Here is a 17,683-nt window from a genome sequence, read left to right as displayed (position 1 = left end):
TTGAATGAAAGGGAATGCCATCCAGCACGACGTCTGTCGGGTGACGGGCGTGCTGAAAGGCGGGCCTCGTGCCGCAGCCAGGGATACGCGAAAGGGCTGAGCGGAGACTTCGGACGGGCGGACCGGCCGTGCAGGCCTGGTCCTTGCGCCGGTCGCTGCGCGACCGGCGAGAATCTAAGTCAGGTGGTCGCCGGATCGAGATCGCTACGGCGGTCCGCGAGCCGTTACGTGGCATACAGCAAATGGTGTGAGCACGGATACGTCCCAACGTGTCGGCTGACCGCACCTGCACCACGCCTCCCCGACGTGAGCGCGATCCGCCTTGCTGACACGAACAATAACTCGATCTTGGCAAAAGTCAACAACCGTTGCGAGCGTCGATGGATGCATGTGGGTGCGACGACTGGCTTTCCCGGCCGTCGCCGCCATGAGGGTCTCGGTGGACGCTCTTTGTGAGCCCTGACGCGCGACCTTTTGGTCGGTCCATCGAAAAGCGACTATATTACTTAGAGTAGTCATCTGCGGGCTATCTGGTTGTTGACGATTAACCCGATTGAGTGTTCCCTGATTAATGCTTGAGGATCACTGTGTTGCCCGTGGTACGAAACATGACGCGGAGGGCGGTACACCTGGGATGAACGCAGCGCTCGCCGGGCGTGGGCGGGACAGCGCAGATCGACGCCTGTGACGAGCAGGGACAGCTGAAGGAGGGGCAATGTCGGAGTCGCGCACCGCGGCACCATGCGCCAGGGTGACCAATGGTGCGACCCCCCGGCGCTATGGCGCGTAGAACATCGGCGAGTGCCGGTCCTCCGGGCGCGGCCTATCCGACGACGCTCGTCGGTCAAACACACAAGGTGACCGAGGTCGAGGCGTATCTCGACGACGGTGCCCGTCTGGTGACAGTGACTGGCAGCGGCGGAGTGGGAAAAACACGACTAGCCGCGGAAGTCTTCCGGCAGCGACGCGACGCCTACGACATGGCGGCCTTCGTTCGCCTCGCCGAAATGAGCGACGAGGCGGACGACGAAACCACCCTTGAGCGAATCTGCAACTTGCTACTCGCAGATCTACGCGTCTCCAATCACCAGCCTGACGCCCAACCAATGGACGTACTGATCGGGTTCCTGCGTGACCAACGCGTCCTGCTCGTACTCGACAACTGCGAACAACTGCTCGGCTGCGTCCAGGAACTTGTGGACCTGCTGATGAACCAGGCGCCGCAGCTGCAGATCGTCGCGACCAGCCGAGCTTGGCTGCAGATTCACGGCGCGCGCATCGTGCACCTCAATCCCCTCCGCGTCCCGGAGGAGGGCGCCGACCGCGTCCAGGCCGAGGAGTGCGACGCCGTCCGGTTGCTGCAGGACCGCGCAGCCCTGGCCGGGCGGCCGCTGACCGCCGACGATGACTGGTCGGCCATCGTCCGGCTCGTGCGCTGGTCCGACGGCATTCCGCTCATCCTGGAATTGGTCGCGGCCCAGCTGAGCACAGGTCGCTCGCCGGCTGTGGTGTTCGAACGGCTGGAAGGCGGGCTGTCGCTGCGATACGCCCCGGGCACCCGCGGAGTCCAAGCCCATCACCTGGCCCTGGATGTGGCAATCGGTGAGTCCTGGAAGCTGTGCAGCGAGGTGCAGCAGCGGGTGTGGGCCCGGCTGACGGTGTTTACCGGCGGCTTCACCCTCGAGGCGGCCGAGCAGGTCTGCGCTGACGAGTGCGTCGACCGTGCGAAAATCCTCTCGACGCTGGACTACCTGGTTACCCACTCGATCGTCGACGGCGCGTCCGCGGACGGCCGCTACCGCCAGCACAATTACTTACGCGAGTACGGTCGGCGACGCCTGCGGCACTTCGGCGGCCAGGACACGGTCGAGGAACGCCATTGCGCGTGGATCGCGCAGCTGGTGCGGGACGCGGCCGAACGCTGGTTCGGGCCGGACGAGGTGACCTGGCTGCAGCAAGTCAACGCCGAGTCCGGCAACATCACGGCGGCGGTGAGCTGGTGCGCCGACCACGGGCAGGCGGAGCGCGGACTGGCGATCATGGTCGACCTGCTGCGCACCCGCGCGCCGTATTTTTTCGCCACGGAGATCCCCGTTTGCCGCCAGGTGGAAAAGCTGCTGCGGGCGGGGCCTGCGGCGCCGTCGCCGTCGCCGGTGCGGGTCTCGGCGCTGGCGATGGTCGGCTGGATCTGGATTGCACTCGGTACCCGCGAACGCGGCAGGGCCCACCGCGACGAGTGCGTGGACCTCGCCCGGCAGATCGGCATGGAGAACGCGCCCGCGGTGCAGTTCATCGACGGCACCTACGACACGCTGGCTCTGGGGCTGCGCAGCGGATACGTGAAGCTAGAGGCGGCCCGGGAAGGATTCCGTGCGGCTGGCGCCCACGGCTCGGCGTACATGGCGGGGCTGTTTCACGCGTTCACCGCCGGCCTGCTCGGCCCGGTCGAGGAGGCCGACCGCATGTCGCAGTGGTGCCTCGACAAGGCCCACGCCAGCGGCGCGGAATGGGCGATCACCTGGGCAGAATGGACCCGCGGCCTGCCCGAGGGGTCGCAGCCGCAGGCCAGTGCTCGCAACGCGCTGCGCGCGCAGGTGAAACTCGGCGACCTGTGGGGGCCTGCCTGGGGTGTCGAAGAGGAAGCACGCAAGCGCGTGCTCGCAGGCGATCTTGTCGGCGCGGCGCACCTGTATGGCGGCTCGGACAGCCTGCAGGCCCGCCACGGGGTCTGGTTCAACGGCCTGCCTGGGTGGCGCCGTCACCGGGACGTTGCTATCGCCGCGATCATCGATGGCATCGGCGAGGAGGCTTTCGAGGCGGCCCGCCGGGCCGGTGGCCGATGGCGGGACGACCGGATCGTGGCGTTCGCGCTCGGCGACACCGACCCCGCGTCGCCGGCGTTGACCGAGCGGCAGTGGCAGATCGCGCGAATGGTCAGCGAAGGGATGTCGAACCCGGAAATCGGCGCCGTGTTGCATAACTCGGCGCGGACGATTGAGGGCGACCTGACGAGGATCTACCGGCTGCTGACCTTGCGCGGCCGCAGGGAGCTAGCCGAGTGGTATCGCGCGTACGGCGCGGCTAGCGACGGCTCCACTGCACCGGTAACGCCGCTACACCGCGGGTGACCCCGAACGTGCGCCGCGCGGTGGCGTCTGGCTGAAGCCGGAAGTCGGGGAGCGCGCGCAGCAACTCCTCCAGCATGACCCGCAGTTCGACGCGGGCAAGGTGCCGGCCGAGGCAACGGTGCTCCCCGGTGCCCCACCCCAGATGCGGTGTCCGGCTGCGTTCGCGGTCGAGGCGGAAGACCTCGCCGTCGTCGAAGTGGCGTTCGTCGCGGTTGGCGCTGCCCCAGGCCAACAGCAGCCGGTCCCCGGCTGAGAGCGGGATCCCGCCGAGCTGGGTGTCGGCGGTGACCGTGCGGCCGGTGGCAGTGACGGCCGGCTCGTGGCGGACCAGTTCCTCGACGAACAGCCCCAGCAGCTCCGCGTCACCTGCCGTGCGCTCGCGCAGCACGGGGTCTTCCAGGAGTCGCAGGATGGCGGTGGCGCAGGCGTCGGCGGTCGTCAGGTGCCCGGCCGCGACCATCAGCATGGTCATCTTGACCAGCTCGTCCTCGCTGGCGGTGCGCCCGTCGGCCTCGACGGTGACCATGCACGAGAGCAGGTCACGACCAGGATGACCGCGGCGTTCGCGGATCTGTCCGAGCAGGAAGTCCGCGTACACCCGTCCGATCTGGTGAGCCTCGGTCAACGTGTCGGCGGCGTATAGCGCCCGGACATGCTCCGAGAGCCACGCCCGCTCCAGCTCGGCCAGCCCGAGGACCCGCCCGATCACCAGCGGTGGCACCTGCTGGGTGTAGCTGGCGACCAGGTCCGCAGCACCGCGAGGGATCAGTCCCTGCAGTGTCTCCCGGCAGATCGCCCGCACGTACTGCTCCTGGGCCGCAGCGGCCGCCGGTGTGAAGAAGTCCGTGAGCGCGCGCCGCCACTGATGATGATGCTGGTCGTCGGTTTCGAACATCGGCGCGATTGCCTCCCGCATCTCGGTGACCACGGCCGCCGCGCCCAGCCCGTCGACGTAGGCGCTGAACCGGTCCGGAGCCTGGGCAACCTCCCGGATCTCGTCGTAACCAGTGATCAGAACAAACCCATCCAGCTCACCGCTGCGCGCGACCGGACACCCCCTTCGGATCGTCCCCAGCGTCTCGTACGCCCCCTCGGCGATGGCGGGATCGAGATGGTTGAACTGCCGTGCCAACGCCGTCGGATCAGTGTCAGTACCGCGCGTCGGCGCGTCCCCCGAATTCAGCACCATGACCTCCTGACTAGTCGTCCGCAGACCAGGGAATCAACCCTCCACCAGGCGAGAATGCGGCCCGCGCGAGAAATATGCGGTCCCGCACCGACCCCGCCACGACCGCAAGCACCCCCGCCTGACCCCCGCACACGAATATTGCGGGATCCGGCGGGCGTGTCCGGGCGTCTGAGATGTATCGCGTCCGTCAGTATGGCGGCAACGCTCTGACCTGCTGCGATGAAGATCCACCGCGGCAGCGTCGACTAGGGGGCCGGTGGGGACCGGCGGGATCGACACGACATCCAGGGGACAACGTTGACCAACACAGGATCCGAAGATCAGGAGTTCATCCGGCGCTGCGAAACCCTCATCGCCACGCTGCCGATTCGGTACCCCTTCGAGCTACGCGCGTTTCTGAACGCCGTCGGAAAGCAACGGGGAATGACCGTGGTCCTGGGGAGGATGCCGAGCGGACGCGGGACTAGCGGGCTGCTGGTGCGCATGCGGACACAGTGCTGGCTCGGCGTCGCGGCTACCGCCGTCCCGGCGCACGTGTTCCACATCGCTTTCCACGAGGTCGGGCACTGGCTCCTCGGCCACCCGGGCGACTACGTCTGCGGACGCCGCACGAGCACCGACAACCGCCGGGAGATCGAAGCCGAGCAGTTCGCCGACCTGCTGCAGGCGCACGTGCGGGCCGGGACCGCGCGCCACCGTGATCGCCACCTCCCGCCAGGCCGCACGGCCCTGCGCGCGGCTTTCGGAGCCCGTCGCCACCTGTGCGCCGATGCCTGACGCGGTTACCTTCCTCTGGTACGGCGCTGCAGCCGCAGGCGTCGCCGAATCGGCACGGAAGGTGCTGGTCAACCGCGGCGTCGGCTACACCCTCAGCCGCCACCTCCTGACCGCCGGCATCGCGAGTATGGCCCTATCGATGGCGGCCGGTAACCCGATGACCTTGGACTGGGCCGACCACCTGACCGGGCTGCACAACGTCGCGATCGTGGCCCACCACCTGCTGGCGATGCTGGCGATGGTCTTCACCGCCGCGTTTCTGCACACCCTCGGGCAGCTCCGCCTTCCCATGCCCGGCGTGGTCACGATCTTCCTGATCTGCGCCACGGCGATGGTCACCCTCTACGTACTGGCCGGCGCGCACACGTCTTGGTTCGCCTCGCCCAAGAACCCGGCCCTGCCCTCCCAGCTCTACAGTGCGATCTACCTCGGTTACATGGTCGGCTGGCTGGCGCTGCTGCTGCTGGGACTGACCGTGGTGGCGATGGGTGAGGTGGCCGCGGTCCGCGGCGGCGTCGCCCTGGCCCAGCTGGGTATCGCGGTGTCGCTGGTCGGGCTGTGCTGGCGGTTCGGTGGTGCTCTCCGGCTGCTGGCCGACCCGGACCATCTGTCCCGGGGCAGCCACTTCGGGGTATTCACCGACGCCGCCGGGCTGCTGCTGTTCGTCCTGGGCTCGCTGTTCGCCGCCGCGACCCGCTCGGTGTTCGACCGACGCGACCGGCGCCGCACAGCACGCCAGGACGCCGCGATCGAGCGCCTGTGGCGGCGGGCGCGGATCCTGCTCGCCAGCCGCCGCCGGCCGCCACTGACCCAGGCTCAGCAGCTGGTCGAAATCGAGGACGCTCTACTCATCGTCGACCAGATGATCGGCTCGGCGACGCGCTGCACGATACGCCAGGGCCTGCGGAAACTCACGCTCGTCTATGGCATGGACATCGAACCGATGGCCACCGCCGTCGAGATCGAGATCGCGATAGCCACACTCGTCGCGCAGTTGTCACACCCATCGCGGAAGCGCACCCGCGATGGCGCCGACGATGCTGAGGATGGCGAGGCGTGGTGGCCGGAAACCGAGCACTTGCGCGTCGATGACGGCACACGACTTGCCTATCTGGCAGCTGTCGGCGAGGCTCTGAGCGACCGTCGGGTACAGCGGCTGGCGAAGAAGATGGGACCGACGCAGTCCGTCGCCGGCAGCCGGAGGTGATGACGGATGGTCCGGCTGTCGGACCGTCAGCCGGGCCGCCCGTGGCCGGTGTCGCGGGCGGTCTGGGCGATCCGTTCCAACACCTTCAGCAACTGCTGTTTGTCCGCTTCGTGGGCGCCGTCCAGGTAGCTGGTGATCGTGCGGGCGTCGACCCCGACCCCGCCGAACTCGGTCATCAGCTCGTGGGCTCTGCGGTCGGTTTCGTCGTAGGGCAGCGCGAACTCCGCGGCCGCAACGTGGGGGTCGAGCAAATCTTGGTGAATGCGCCAAAACGCGGCCAAGGCCCGGTTGATCGACGGGCGGGTATTTTCGCGGACCCCGCCCTTGAAGTTGTGAAGGGCCTGTTTGGTCAGGGTGACCCCGCTGCGGGCCTGAACCCATCGCGCCACCAGCGGCACCCGCGCAACGAAACTTCGGAACCCGGGCGTCTGGTCGGCGGCTAGGCGGGCGATCTCGTCGGGCTCGACGACGGCCTCGCCCTCGAGCACGTAGTAGGTCGACTCGTGGTCGAACAAGTACGTCAACCGCTCAGCGAAGGTGTCCAGGTTGAGCAGTTCGAGGGTGAGCTGCTGCTGCCCGGCGTAGGAGCGATGCGGGATCGGCGAAGCCAGGTACTCCGGCGCAGTCGATTCCCAGCTGTCGAAAACCGGCTCATCCTCATACCGTCGGCCCACACCACACCCCCTCAGCTTCGTCACCCCTGGCGCTGACTTCGTCGTAATGGCCCGTGTTGACACATCCCGAGTTACGTCTACCATCGAATGCAAAGAGCCACACTCGTTGCGAGTATCTTCGGTTTACCGAGAGAAAGCAACCCATGCCATCCCGTACACGGGGTTGGAGCACGGTCCCACTGTGACCGCCGCACCCTTCACCGGCGCATCACCGCTGAGGGGAAGCCCGTCATGACTAGATCCGACCTATCTGCGGGTGTCCGCGCTGGCGTGGGGGCACCGGCTACAGGGCGATACCCGCCCGTTCCCGCGGAGGGAACGGCCGGGCTGATCGATTGGTCACCGTTTGGCCGCGTCGTGGCAATCATGGCTGCCTCTCCGGGAGCCGGCGCAACGAGCACCGCCGTCGCGATCGCTGACGCCCTCCAGCTGGCGGCCCGATCGGTGCTGCTCGTCGATGCCGGCGATCCGGTCCGATCCGGACTCGGGCGCGCCGCGCGAGCCGACGGGCCCCGGCGGGATCGACCCGGCCCCGCAGCCGGGATCCGGTTCTCACGGCGAGCCCGCGCGATACTTGCCCGCCTCGACGTGGCAGAGTCCGCGGCCGAGCCGGTGATGTTTCCGCCGCCGCCGTACTGGCACCCCGGCGGTGGCCGCGGTGTCGACGTGACCGTGGTCGACATCGGCCACGACCCCTGGCGGCTGGCAACTGACCCCACACTCGGGCCAGGGCAATGGCTGCGCGTCGGCAGCCCCTCACCGATACCCGCACTGGTAGTCCGGGCGACGGTGCCTGGACTCGCGCACGCCGAACAGGTCCTCGCCCGCCTGGAGCCGTGGGTGCGCGCCTGTGCGGTGACCCCACCCACGCAACTGCTCGTCGTGGGTGCCCGCCGATGGCCGAAAGGCGTGGCCGGCACCGCGGGGCGCCGCACCAGCGTCCTGCTACCCGACGCTGTCTTCTTCCCGCACGAGCGTAACGTCGCCAGCCACGGCATCACGGCCGAGGTGACACCTGCGGCACTTCGCTCGCAGGCCGAACAGTTGCTTCGTTCCTGGCGCATGCTGCAGCCGCCGACACGCCGCCCGGCACTGCGGTGGCCCCGGATCAGCCGCGGTCGCGTCTCCAAGCCCGACACCGGCTGAGGCCGCCCACCATTCAGCTGAGAACGACTTCAACGCCCTCCCACCTGACCCGCCTGACGAGACGTCGGGTGGTGCGATGTGGAGGGCGCGATGTCCGCGCACAGTGTCATCGACTGGGTCGTCCAGATCCCGAATCCGACACCCGTGCAGCCCGAGGTCGGTGGCGACAAGATCCTGGGGCTGCTTAACAACGTCAAGTGGGGCGCGGGAGTCGCGCTCGTCGCCGGGTTCTTCATCGGACTGATCGTGTGGGTCGGTGGCCGTTGGGTCGATCATCACCGCGCCGGGAAAGTCGGCGTCGTCATGATGCTCTGCGCCATCGCTGGCGCGATCCTCTACGGCATCGGCTGGTCCCTCATCAATTCGTTCGCAGGCAGTTGAGCCATGTTCACCACCACGCCATCCCCACGCGCCCGTACTCGTGCCCGCCGCTGGATCACCGTCACCGCCGTGCTCGTGGCCGCGATCGGGGTCGTCCTCATCGCTCGGCACGCAACAACTCCGCTTGCGCCACCGGCGACGACGTCCCCGCCCGGCGTCGCGCCCACGGCCACACCCACGGCACCGGTTGACGAGGCGACCGCGCTGGCCAGCCGTCCCATGCTGACACTGCCACCGGAGGCGGCCCTGCCGCACGCGTTCACCACCGCAACGGCCGGCCCGCCGATCACCGTGCCGCGACCGGCGCCGTTGGCGGACCGCGTGATCTCCGATGGATTCCCGGCGTCCGCGGAAGGCGCGCTTGGCTGGCTGACTGATTTCAACGAAGTTGCGCTGCGTGGCGGCGACCCAGCGACGTATTTGCGGGCCTACGTCGAATCGGCGCTGCCGCACGCGCCGGCGCCGCAGGGGAGTGGCCTGTACGCGCTGCTGACCTCCTTCCGCGACCGCGCCGGCATCCGCCCTGGCGAGCTTAAGCCCGGCTTGACCGTGACCTACGAGGTCACCCAGGGGCTGATCAAGGGAACCGCCGACGCCGGCCGGTTCGCGGTGGTGTGCACGCTCGGGCAACTGAGCTTCGACTACCAGGGGCAGGCCACGAGCATGGGCATCGGCGACTGCCAGGCTCTGCGCTGGACCGGCACTGCCTGGCGCATCGCTCCTGGCTCGCGCGCCGCGTACGCCACCTGCGCATGGCCGGGCAGCATCGAATCCGTCACCGCGGGGTACCGGCCACTGAACCGGGACGGTGCCCGGTGAATCCCCTCGAGTTGCTGGACAAGCTCGGTGAACTGGCCGGCGGGGCGATCAGCGCGACCGCCGCAGGAATCCTTGAGCCGTTCATGGCGGCCACCTGGGCCGCGGCCTTGTTTATCCTGCGTACCGCGTTCGAGCTGGTGGACCAATTCTCCATCTTCACCGTGTCCACCACGGACGGACCGGTCTCGGTCTTGTGGCCGATGACGCTCTGGATCTCTGGAGCCATCGCGCTGGGTATGTTCTTCTGGCAAATCATCACCACGGTCGCCCGCGGCGGCCGCGGCTTCCTCCGCTTGATCACCGGCCCGATCCAGTACGGGATCGCCCTCGCCCTCACCGTCAGTGTGGTCGCGGCATTCCTCGTCGCCGCCGACGGCCTGACCGAAGCTATCCTGTCCACCGGGCTGCGGGTGGGCAACTTCCGGGACGCGTTGAACATGACCGGATTCACCGACGCCCTCTCGGACGAGGTCAAAAACGTCGTGCTCGGCTTGGCCGGTGCTTTCGGGGTGATCCCTGCGGGCTTGGGGTTTGCGTTCGAGGCGGTGTTCCGCGAGGCCGCGATCTACGTACTGGTCGCCACGATCCCCATCGCCGCGGCCGGGCTCGTGGCCGATGCGAGCGCGCGGTGGTACTGGAAAGTCGTCCGCTGGGGCCTGGTCGCCATCGTCATGAAGCCCGCCCTGGCGTTCGTCGTGGTGCTGGCCGTCGCGATCGTCGGCGGTGCGCAGGGCCTGTCCGGGCTGCTGGCCGGCATCGGGGTGCTGTTCGTCGCACTGTGCGTGCCGCTGGTGCTGTTCAAGCTCTTCGCATTCATCGATCCCAGTGCCGACCCGCAAGGGGTGTTCCGCGACAAGCTTTCAGATGCTGGTCTGGACTCCTACGGCGCCAACAGCATCGTCGGACGCATAGCCGGAGCGTTCGGAAACAAGGCACGTCAAGAGCTGAGTGGCAACGGAATCAACGGGGAAGAAGACGGGGGCGACGGCCAGGAGCAGGCGAACGTCGACCGCTTCGACCAGGCCGCCGCCGAAGACGACATGTCCCTCGGCCCGTCCGACGCGACCGACGACGAGCACGCATCCGGCACTGCGGACGCGACCGGCGCTGCTCCAGGCGGCGACGCGTCCGCGGGCGAGAAATCCGGCGATGGAGAAGAATCGGGAGCCGACTCGGCTGCGGAGACCATAGCTGCGCCTGTTGCCGAGGCCGGCGGCACCGGTAATACGAGCATGGCCGGGCATGTCGACGACAGCGGTGACGACGGGAATTCGCCACCGCAGGACCCGCCCGACGACCCGGGGCTACCCACACCACCAGCGCCCAAGCCGCCGGGAGGTCCGCCGCCGGATGACGGCGGCGGCGCCGCGGCCAGTGGAGCTGGGGATGCGGCGGCGTTGCTGTGAGTACCGCGACACGCATCTATAAGGGGCTCTCCCGCAAGGAACACGCGGGCTGGATCATCGGGCTGACGCCAGTGCAGGCGTTCGTGTGCGTCGGGTTGGCCGTGCCGGTGATCCTCGCACTGGCGGCCAAGCAGTTCGGCCAGGCATTGCTGCTGGGCGCGCTCTGCGGCACGGCGGCGACGCTGGTCGTCGTGCCGGTCCGCGGGCGTCCCGCGCTGCGCTGGCTCGGGCACCTGCTGCTCTACCGAGCCGGCTTCGCGCTGGGCTGGTCGCGGTGGCAGTCCCGCGCGGTCACCGGGCAAGCCACAGACCTGGATGAGCCGGACCTGCCCGGGGTGCTGGCCCGGCTGCGGTTCCCCGACGGGCCACCGCTACGCGACGTCGGCCGCGTCTGCTTGATCCACGACACCGGCGACGGGCGGTGGGGTGCCACCGCCCGCCTGACCCACGCCGGTGTCGGGATGCTCTCGGACGCCCAGTGCGAGCGGCTGGCCAATCGGCTGGGCAATCTGCTGCTGTCGATCGGGCACCGCGAGGTCATCGACCGGATGACGCTGCTGGTGCGGACCGTGCCTGACGACGGCGCCGACTACCAGGCGTGGCGCGCCGAACACGATGTCCCGCATGCGCCCGCGCTCGTACGCCAGGCGGCCGAGGAGCTGGACAAGCTGGTCGGGGCGGTGTCGGTCCGGCACGAAGTGTTCGTCACCCTCTCCGGCACCGAAGACGCTCTCCGCCGTCCGGCCGCCGCAGCCGGTGGCGGGGTCGCCGGCCGGGCCGCGGTGCTCTACCGGGTGCTGGACGGACTCGAGGACAAGCTCAAATCCCTCGGTGCCACCGCCGTCAAGTGGCTGTCGGGTCCAGAGCTGGCAGTGGCGATCCGCACCGGGTTCAACCCGGCCAGCGCCGCAGGCCTCGCCGCGCGCCGCCACCGCACGGGCACCGAAGTGGGTGTCCGCTGGGCGACCGCCGGACCAGTACACGCACCTGCACCGTCGGCGCGGGCGTACTACCACGACGGCTTCGCGACCGTGTCCTACTCGGTGCTGATGCCCGAGGCCGGGACGGTGTTCGGGTCGCTGGGTGGGCTGCTGGCGGTCAGAACCGCAGGCGAGCGACGCAGCCTCGCCATCCACTACGAGACCCTGTCCCAGCACCGGTCCCGCAAGGCGGTGCGCCGGCTGCGGTTCCGCACCGGTGTGGTGCGGGACTGGAAGTCCTCGAAGGGCTTCAACTCCGGCGCCGCCGAGGCCCGTGAGGCGGGCGGGGCGCGAGCGCAGGAGCACGCGGTCGCAGCCGGGCACGGGATCGTCCGGTTCGCCGTCGCCGCGGCGGTCACCATCCCGGACACTTGGAATGTCGAGGACCACGCGGCCAAGCTGGAGAACGACATCGCCGGCCGCTTCCAGCTGCTGCGGATGGAACTGGCCCAGGACGCCGGGTTCGTCGCCGCAGTCCTGCCCGTCGGTGTCGGCTTGCCCCGATTGCGCGGCGGTGCGTCATGAGCCGCCGCACCGACGAGCGGACCGCCGCGGAACTGCTCGCTACCTTCGGGCCCGCACTCGGCACGCGACCGACAGGGCACCGACATGCGGACGGCCGTACCGGCCGCGTGAACCGGCGTGCGGCACCGCAGCGCGGGTTCGCCCGCCCCGGGTACGGCTGGTCGCCGGTGCCGGCGCCCTTGCAGGTGTATCAGGCCGGCACACACGTGCTCGGTGGGTTGTTCCCGCTGCTGGCGGCGAGCCCGCTGCCGGCGGTCGGGGCGCGGATGGGCTATGACGTCCACTCCGGCGGTGCGTTCTACCTGCATCCGGTCGAGTTCGTTCTGCGGTCGATCTGCACCAACCCGAACATGGTCCTGTTCGGCGAACCCGGCCGAGGTAAGTCCTCCACGGTGGTGGCGTTCCTGCTGCGGATGATGCTCACCGGCGTCCGAACCCTGATCTCCGGCGACGTCAAAGGCGAATACACCCCGCTGCTGCACGCCCTGGGCGTCACGCCGATCATGCTCGGCCGCGGCAGCACCGCCCGCCTCAACGCCCTCGACCTCGGCCCCCTGGCCGCCCGCTGGGACACCTGGTCGACCGACCGGCAACGCGACGAGCTCGACGGGGTCCTGGGCCGCTGGGTGCAGCTGCTGGTCGCGCTGGCCGAAGCCCAGGGCTACCGGCCCACCGTCACCGACGAAGCCGCCCTCTCCGCCGTCTTGCGGCAGCTGCTCGGCGTCACCGACGGCTACTCCAGCCTGACGCCGATCACCATCCCCGACGTTCACCGGGCGCTGTCGGATCCGGATGAGCAGCTGTGGCAGGAACTGCGCTTCGTCGGCCGCCGCCAATTCCTGGACCACCTCCGGTCGATCACCGACGCGCTGGCCAACCTGATCAGCGGACCACTGGCAGGGCTGTTCGACGCAGCCACGAACTTCACCGTCGACTGGGACGCCCCGATCCAGAGCCTCGACCTCTCGCGGTTACGCACCCGCGGCGATCAGGCGATCGCTGTCGCGTTGACCTGCCTGGGCTCGTGGTCGTCGCTGGCCACGGATCTGCAAGAGGACGGGGAGCTGCGGATCGTCGTCCGCGACGAGATATGGCGCCAACTCCGTCTCGGGCTGCGCGCGGTGCAGGCCGTCGACAGCGAACTGCGGCTCTCGCGCGCGGAACGCAAGATCCAGGTGCTGGTCAGCCACAAACCCGGCGACTTCCTCTCCGTCGGCGCCACCGGATCACAAGAGGTCGCCATCGCCCGCGACCTGCTCGCCCTCTGCTCGATCCGGATCCTTCTTGGACAGTCCACGCGCGTGGCGAACGAACTGGCTGATGTCCTTGCGCTCTCGGAGAAAGAGCACGAGGCCACAACCGGATGGGCGAACGATCGCCAGGGCCGCGCATTGTGGAAGATCGAGAACCGTACCGGCCTCAAGGTGCAGACTGTGCTTAGCCGGATTGAGCGGCAAATTTTCGATACCAACACCCAGCTGGTCCGGAAATCGCATCGGCTGCCCGACGGTCAGTCGCCGGCGGTGTCGCTGTGAAGGCAAGCGGGTTGCTCTCCGGCGTGGCGGGTGCGCTGGTCGGGCTGGTGATGCTGCCGATCCTCGCGCTGGCGCTCGTCGTTGTACCGGCCGCGACCGCGACGGTCGTGCAGCTGAGCGGCTGCGAGCAGGGCGGTCCGGGCGGCGGGTCGATCGTGGTCGACCGGCAGCAGCTGGGCGCCGACGAGATGGACATCGCCCGCACCATCGTCGACGTCGTCCAGCAGCGCCGCCTGCCACGGCGTGCCGCAGTCCTCGCGATCGCCACCGCGATGGTCGAGTCCGGGCTGCGCAACCTCGACTTCGGCGACCGCGACTCACTCGGGGTATTCCAGCAACGCCCCAGCCAAGGCTGGGGCACCCGCGAGCAGATCCTCAGCCCCGTCTACGCCACCGGCAAGTTCCTCGACGCCCTCATCGCGCTACCCGGCTGGGACACCGTGCCGCCGGGGCAGGCGGAGCAAGCGGTCCAGCGCAGCGGATTCCCGGACCGCTACGCCCCACGCGAACCCACTGCCGCTGCGATCGTGGATCGCTTCTGGACCGGCCCCGACAACCCCACTCCTGCAGCACCCGGCGGCGGCACGCAGGCCGTGCAGGCGAAAACGCTGTGCCCAGACCAGGGCGGATCCGACGTCCCCCGCGACCCGGGCCGGGTCGACCCGACCAAGCTGCCACCCGGGTTCACACTGCCGGACGATGTCCGCCAGCGCGCCGCAGTCGGCTTCGCCCTGGGGCAGCTCGGCAAACCCTACGTCTGGGGCGCGAAAGGCCCGGACGCCTACGACTGCTCCGGGCTGATGCTCGCGGCCTGGGCCGCCGCCGGGATCGGGATCCCCGCCGGCACGGTGAGCCAGGTCCACGCCGGGCACGCCGTCTCTTCGATCGAGCAGGTGCAGCCGGGGGATCTGCTGTTCATCCCCGGGGCGCTCGGCACCGCAAAAGTACCGCGGCACGTCGGGATGTACGCCGGACACGGCCTGATCGTCGACGCCTACGACACCGACACCGGCGTCATTCTCGAGTCCCTCTCCGCGTGGACCTCGAAGATCGTCGCGATCCGCCGGATCGCCGACCCCAGTCTGCCCTCCCCGCCACCGGGAGGGAGCCCACTCCGATGAACGTCGCCGTGGTGCCGCTCTCCCGCTGTCCGGGAGGAGCGGCCGATGCCGCGCACACGCACCGACACCCTCGACCTCGACCGCGACGTCGCCCTGATGGGCCTCGCGGTCGCCGCCCTGGCAATCCTCTGCACCCTGGGCGCGATCGTCGTCACCGCCGCCGTCCTGGTGACCGGCTTCGCCGCCGGAACGTGGACGTGGCCGCCGATCATCGCGTGGCCGGGCTTCGTGCTCACTGTGGCTTTCCACGCCGCTGATCCCGGTCCGGCGTTGCCGGTCCCGTGGTCAGGCGCGGTCAGCGATCACCAGCTGGCGTTCTACATCTGGTTCACCACCATCACCATGCTCACCACCGGCCTGACCGTCGGCGCCGCGATCCCGGTCTGGCGACGGGTCGCGCCGACCGACGCCGGGCACGCCACCCGCCGCGACATCGCCAAGACCTTGTCGATCGAGGCCGCGCGCAGAACTGCGGCGTGGACCCGGGGCGACCTCACCGACGAACAACGCCAGACCGCACCCGTCGAGGAGATTGCAGTACCCCTGCACCGCGGGCCCCGTCGTCTGCAGCTGGTGACGTCGCTGGAGACCCCGACCGGGACGATCGCCCCGACTCGCTCGGGCAAGAGCCGCACGGACCTGGTGCACAAAGTGCTCGCGGCGCCGGGCGCGCTGGTGGCGTCGACGACGAAGAACGATCTCGCCGAGTGGTGCCTGCTGGCCCGCACCCGCCGCCCGGGAGCCGGGCCGGTGCTGGTGATCGACGCGACCGGGACGCTGCCCTGGCCGGCGCACGCGCGCTGGTCCCCGGTCACCGGCTGCGCCGACCCCGCAGTCGCTCTACGGCGGGCGGAGACGCTGATCGAAGCGTCGTCGCTCGGGCTCGAGAACGTCGGCGGCAACGACGCGGTGTTCCGCGGCCGGGCGACGATCGTCATGCAGGCCTACCTGCTTGCCGCCGCCACTCACCACCGGACCGTAGATGACCTCGTCCGGTGGTCGATCGCCAAACCCGCCGACCGGGAACCCGTGGAACTGCTGGAGCAGCAGTATCCCCAGCTGGCGCAGAACCTGGAGTCGGAGATCGGCATGGTCGCCGAGACTTCCGACGCGGTCTGGATGTCGGTCCGCCGGGCCATCGAGCCGTTCATGAACCCCGCCATCCGCTACTTCGCCACCCCCAGCCCGGCCGACGAACTGGACATCGACCAGTTCCTGCAACGCCACGGCAGCCTGTTCATCATCGCCGGGGAACACCAGGCCCCCCAGGCCCGGCCGGTCCTCACCGCGCTGGTCGAGCAGATCCTCACCACCGCCCAGGACACCGCACTACGCCACGAACGCCGCCGGCTGGAACCGCCAACCACCGCCATCCTGGATGAGCTGTTCGCGGGGACGCCGGTGCCACGGCTGCCGGCGATCATCGCCGACTCCGCCGGCCGCGGGGTGCTGATCCACTGGTCCGCGCAATCCCGCTCCCAGCTCGACGAACTCTATGGCGAACCCGGCCGGCTGCAGCTGATCGACAACACCCTCACCCTGACGGCGTTCCCGGGGTTGAAGGATGACAAGACGCTGGAGTGGTTGTCCACGCTGTCCGGGCAGCACCGCCGCCGGACCCATCAGCACCACAGCGACGGACTGCTCAGCGTCGGCCGTGGCGCCAGCGGCGAGGAAACCGTCCCGACGCTGCGCGCCGGCGACATCCGCACCCTCGACCGAGGCCGGGTGCTGATCCTGCACGGCAATCTCCGCCCGATCCTCGGCCGCACCGTCGACGTCGAACAACGCCCGGACTGGCTCCAGCTCAAGGCCGATATCACCGTGATCCGCTCCGGGCAGGCCGCAATTGCTCCTGACGGCTACCCACTGACGCTTCCCGGCGTGGGTGATTTGCGATGAACGACGACGACATCGCCGCACGTCCTGACGACGCCGCCGATCACGACGGGCAGCCGACGGACGAGCCGGAAGAACCGCAGCCGCGATCACTGGACGAGATCAACAGGGTGGTCGCTGGGCTGGAGACCGTGGCGAAGGTCCTGGGCCGGCAGATCGAGCAGGTGTCGGAGAAGCTTGCGGAGCTGACTGAAGAGCCGGAGAGCGATCCGCGGCTGGCGCGGTGGCTGACGTTCCTGCCACCCGAGGCGGCCGAAGACAAGGAGCACCGCGGAGAAACGCCGCTGTTCACGATCGCGCACTTCGTGCAGTACTACAACCAGACCTACGTCGGCAATCCCGGCACACGCGCCCTCGCCATTCCCGACTGCTGGCTGGACCACCCCGGCCTGGTCGCCGAGATCGCCACCCTCGCCTACACCTGGCGCGAAGCCCACCTGGGCAAGAAGGCCACCGCGCGCGATGCCCAGTACTGGCACGACCACTGGCGACCCGGTTTCGCCGAACGCATGGCCACCGAGTGGGTTCATCAGCGCTGCCGCTCCGACGGCCACAAGACCGCCGGCGCACCGGCCCGTCCCGATCGCTTCACCCTCGAACATCGCGAACGACGTGCACAGGCAGCTGCCGAGAGCGCTGGTACGGAGCCAGAAAGCGTGCCTGGACAGTCGTGATCGCGCACGTGCGTCGCTGATCGTGATGCATACGGGGTGCGTCGTCGGCGCGAAATAGTGGCCGAGCACGTCGGCGCTGTCGGTGTACTCGGTGGATTGCGCTTGTGATCAGGGACTTCTAACGCCTCGCAGACGTGGGGGCTTCGCTGATGGCTGTCGCCTTAGGTGCTGTGCTGTCGTACCTGGTTGCACGTCCGGCTAGTAGCGCTACGTTTGCGATGT

The 17,683-nt window shown here is 69.1% G+C and carries 15 protein-coding genes; 12 read left to right on the top strand and 3 right to left on the bottom strand.

Annotated elements, in window-relative coordinates; genetic code table 11:
- Positions 1-857: 857 nt before the first annotated feature.
- A complete protein-coding gene (locus ACFPLC_RS43045; protein ID WP_378194939.1) occupies positions 858-3,128 on the top strand; it encodes an ATP-binding protein in 2,271 nt (756 codons plus the stop codon).
- Here ACFPLC_RS43045 and ACFPLC_RS43040 read toward each other — a convergent pair.
- Entirely contained in the window at positions 3,082-4,317 is a 1,236-nt protein-coding gene (locus tag ACFPLC_RS43040) for a cytochrome P450 (protein WP_378194937.1), read from the bottom strand. The two genes, ACFPLC_RS43045 and ACFPLC_RS43040, sit on opposite strands and share 47 nt — an antisense overlap.
- Before the next feature lie 423 nt (positions 4,318-4,740).
- Here ACFPLC_RS43040 and ACFPLC_RS43035 point away from each other — a divergent pair, with 423 nt between their 5' ends.
- Both ACFPLC_RS43035 and ACFPLC_RS43030 read left to right on the top strand, forming a co-directional pair.
- Positions 4,741-5,094 (top strand): ImmA/IrrE family metallo-endopeptidase, encoded by a 354-nt coding sequence (locus ACFPLC_RS43035; protein ID WP_378194934.1) that lies wholly within the window; start codon positions 4,741-4,743, stop codon positions 5,092-5,094.
- Positions 5,087-6,301 carry a hypothetical protein gene (locus tag ACFPLC_RS43030; RefSeq protein WP_378194931.1) on the top strand — a complete coding sequence of 405 codons (1,215 nt, stop codon included), beginning with the start codon at positions 5,087-5,089 and terminating at the stop codon, positions 6,299-6,301. Before ACFPLC_RS43035 ends, ACFPLC_RS43030 begins: the two co-directional genes overlap by 8 nt.
- Before the next feature lie 26 nt (positions 6,302-6,327).
- On the opposite strand, the gene ACFPLC_RS43025 is transcribed toward ACFPLC_RS43030, so the two are convergent.
- Positions 6,328-6,975, bottom strand: coding sequence for a hypothetical protein (locus ACFPLC_RS43025; protein WP_378236181.1), 648 nt, complete (start codon positions 6,973-6,975; stop codon positions 6,328-6,330).
- Between the two features lie 552 nt (positions 6,976-7,527).
- Complete coding sequence (locus tag ACFPLC_RS43020; protein WP_378236180.1) at positions 7,528-7,665, bottom strand: hypothetical protein; 138 nt, start codon at positions 7,663-7,665, stop codon at positions 7,528-7,530.
- Here ACFPLC_RS43020 and ACFPLC_RS43015 point away from each other — a divergent pair.
- From ACFPLC_RS43015 to ACFPLC_RS42975, 9 genes are all read left to right on the top strand, one after another.
- Positions 7,642-8,121, top strand: a complete 480-nt coding sequence (locus tag ACFPLC_RS43015; protein WP_378194926.1) for a hypothetical protein — start codon at positions 7,642-7,644, stop codon at positions 8,119-8,121. The genes ACFPLC_RS43020 and ACFPLC_RS43015 overlap by 24 nt on opposite strands.
- Before the next feature lie 90 nt (positions 8,122-8,211).
- Positions 8,212-8,502, top strand: coding sequence for a hypothetical protein (locus ACFPLC_RS43010; RefSeq protein ID WP_378194923.1), 291 nt, complete (start codon positions 8,212-8,214; stop codon positions 8,500-8,502).
- A 3-nt stretch (positions 8,503-8,505) separates the two neighbouring features.
- Positions 8,506-9,321: a hypothetical protein gene (locus tag ACFPLC_RS43005; RefSeq protein WP_378194920.1), complete on the top strand. Its 816-nt coding sequence runs from the start codon at positions 8,506-8,508 to the stop codon at positions 9,319-9,321.
- The gene (locus ACFPLC_RS43000) at positions 9,318-10,727 is read left to right on the top strand and encodes an ICP22 family protein (RefSeq protein WP_378194917.1); all 1,410 of its coding nucleotides are present in this window, start codon (positions 9,318-9,320) and stop codon (positions 10,725-10,727) included. The genes ACFPLC_RS43005 and ACFPLC_RS43000 overlap by 4 nt, the downstream gene beginning before the upstream one ends.
- Entirely contained in the window at positions 10,724-12,232 is a 1,509-nt protein-coding gene (locus ACFPLC_RS42995; RefSeq protein WP_378194914.1) for an SCO6880 family protein, read from the top strand. Before ACFPLC_RS43000 ends, ACFPLC_RS42995 begins: the two co-directional genes overlap by 4 nt.
- 107 nt (positions 12,233-12,339) lie before the next feature.
- On the top strand, positions 12,340-13,767 hold the full coding sequence (locus ACFPLC_RS42990) for an ATP-binding protein (RefSeq protein WP_378236179.1): 1,428 nt from the start codon (positions 12,340-12,342) through the stop codon (positions 13,765-13,767).
- Positions 13,764-14,888 carry a C40 family peptidase gene (locus ACFPLC_RS42985; protein ID WP_378194908.1) on the top strand — a complete coding sequence of 375 codons (1,125 nt, stop codon included), beginning with the start codon at positions 13,764-13,766 and terminating at the stop codon, positions 14,886-14,888. Before ACFPLC_RS42990 ends, ACFPLC_RS42985 begins: the two co-directional genes overlap by 4 nt.
- A gap of 45 nt (positions 14,889-14,933) precedes the next feature.
- A complete protein-coding gene (locus ACFPLC_RS42980) occupies positions 14,934-16,790 on the top strand; it encodes a type IV secretory system conjugative DNA transfer family protein (protein WP_378194905.1) in 1,857 nt (618 codons plus the stop codon).
- Complete coding sequence (locus ACFPLC_RS42975) at positions 16,787-17,461, top strand: hypothetical protein (protein ID WP_378194902.1); 675 nt, start codon at positions 16,787-16,789, stop codon at positions 17,459-17,461. The genes ACFPLC_RS42980 and ACFPLC_RS42975 overlap by 4 nt, the downstream gene beginning before the upstream one ends.
- The last annotated feature ends 222 nt before the right edge of the window (positions 17,462-17,683 follow it).

It is taken from the genome of Amycolatopsis plumensis (assembly GCF_042652605.1).
GTDB lineage: Bacteria > Actinomycetota > Actinomycetes > Mycobacteriales > Pseudonocardiaceae > Amycolatopsis > Amycolatopsis plumensis.
The sequence above is the reverse complement of the archived record's forward strand: the minus strand, read 5'-3'. Positions and strand labels throughout refer to the sequence as shown.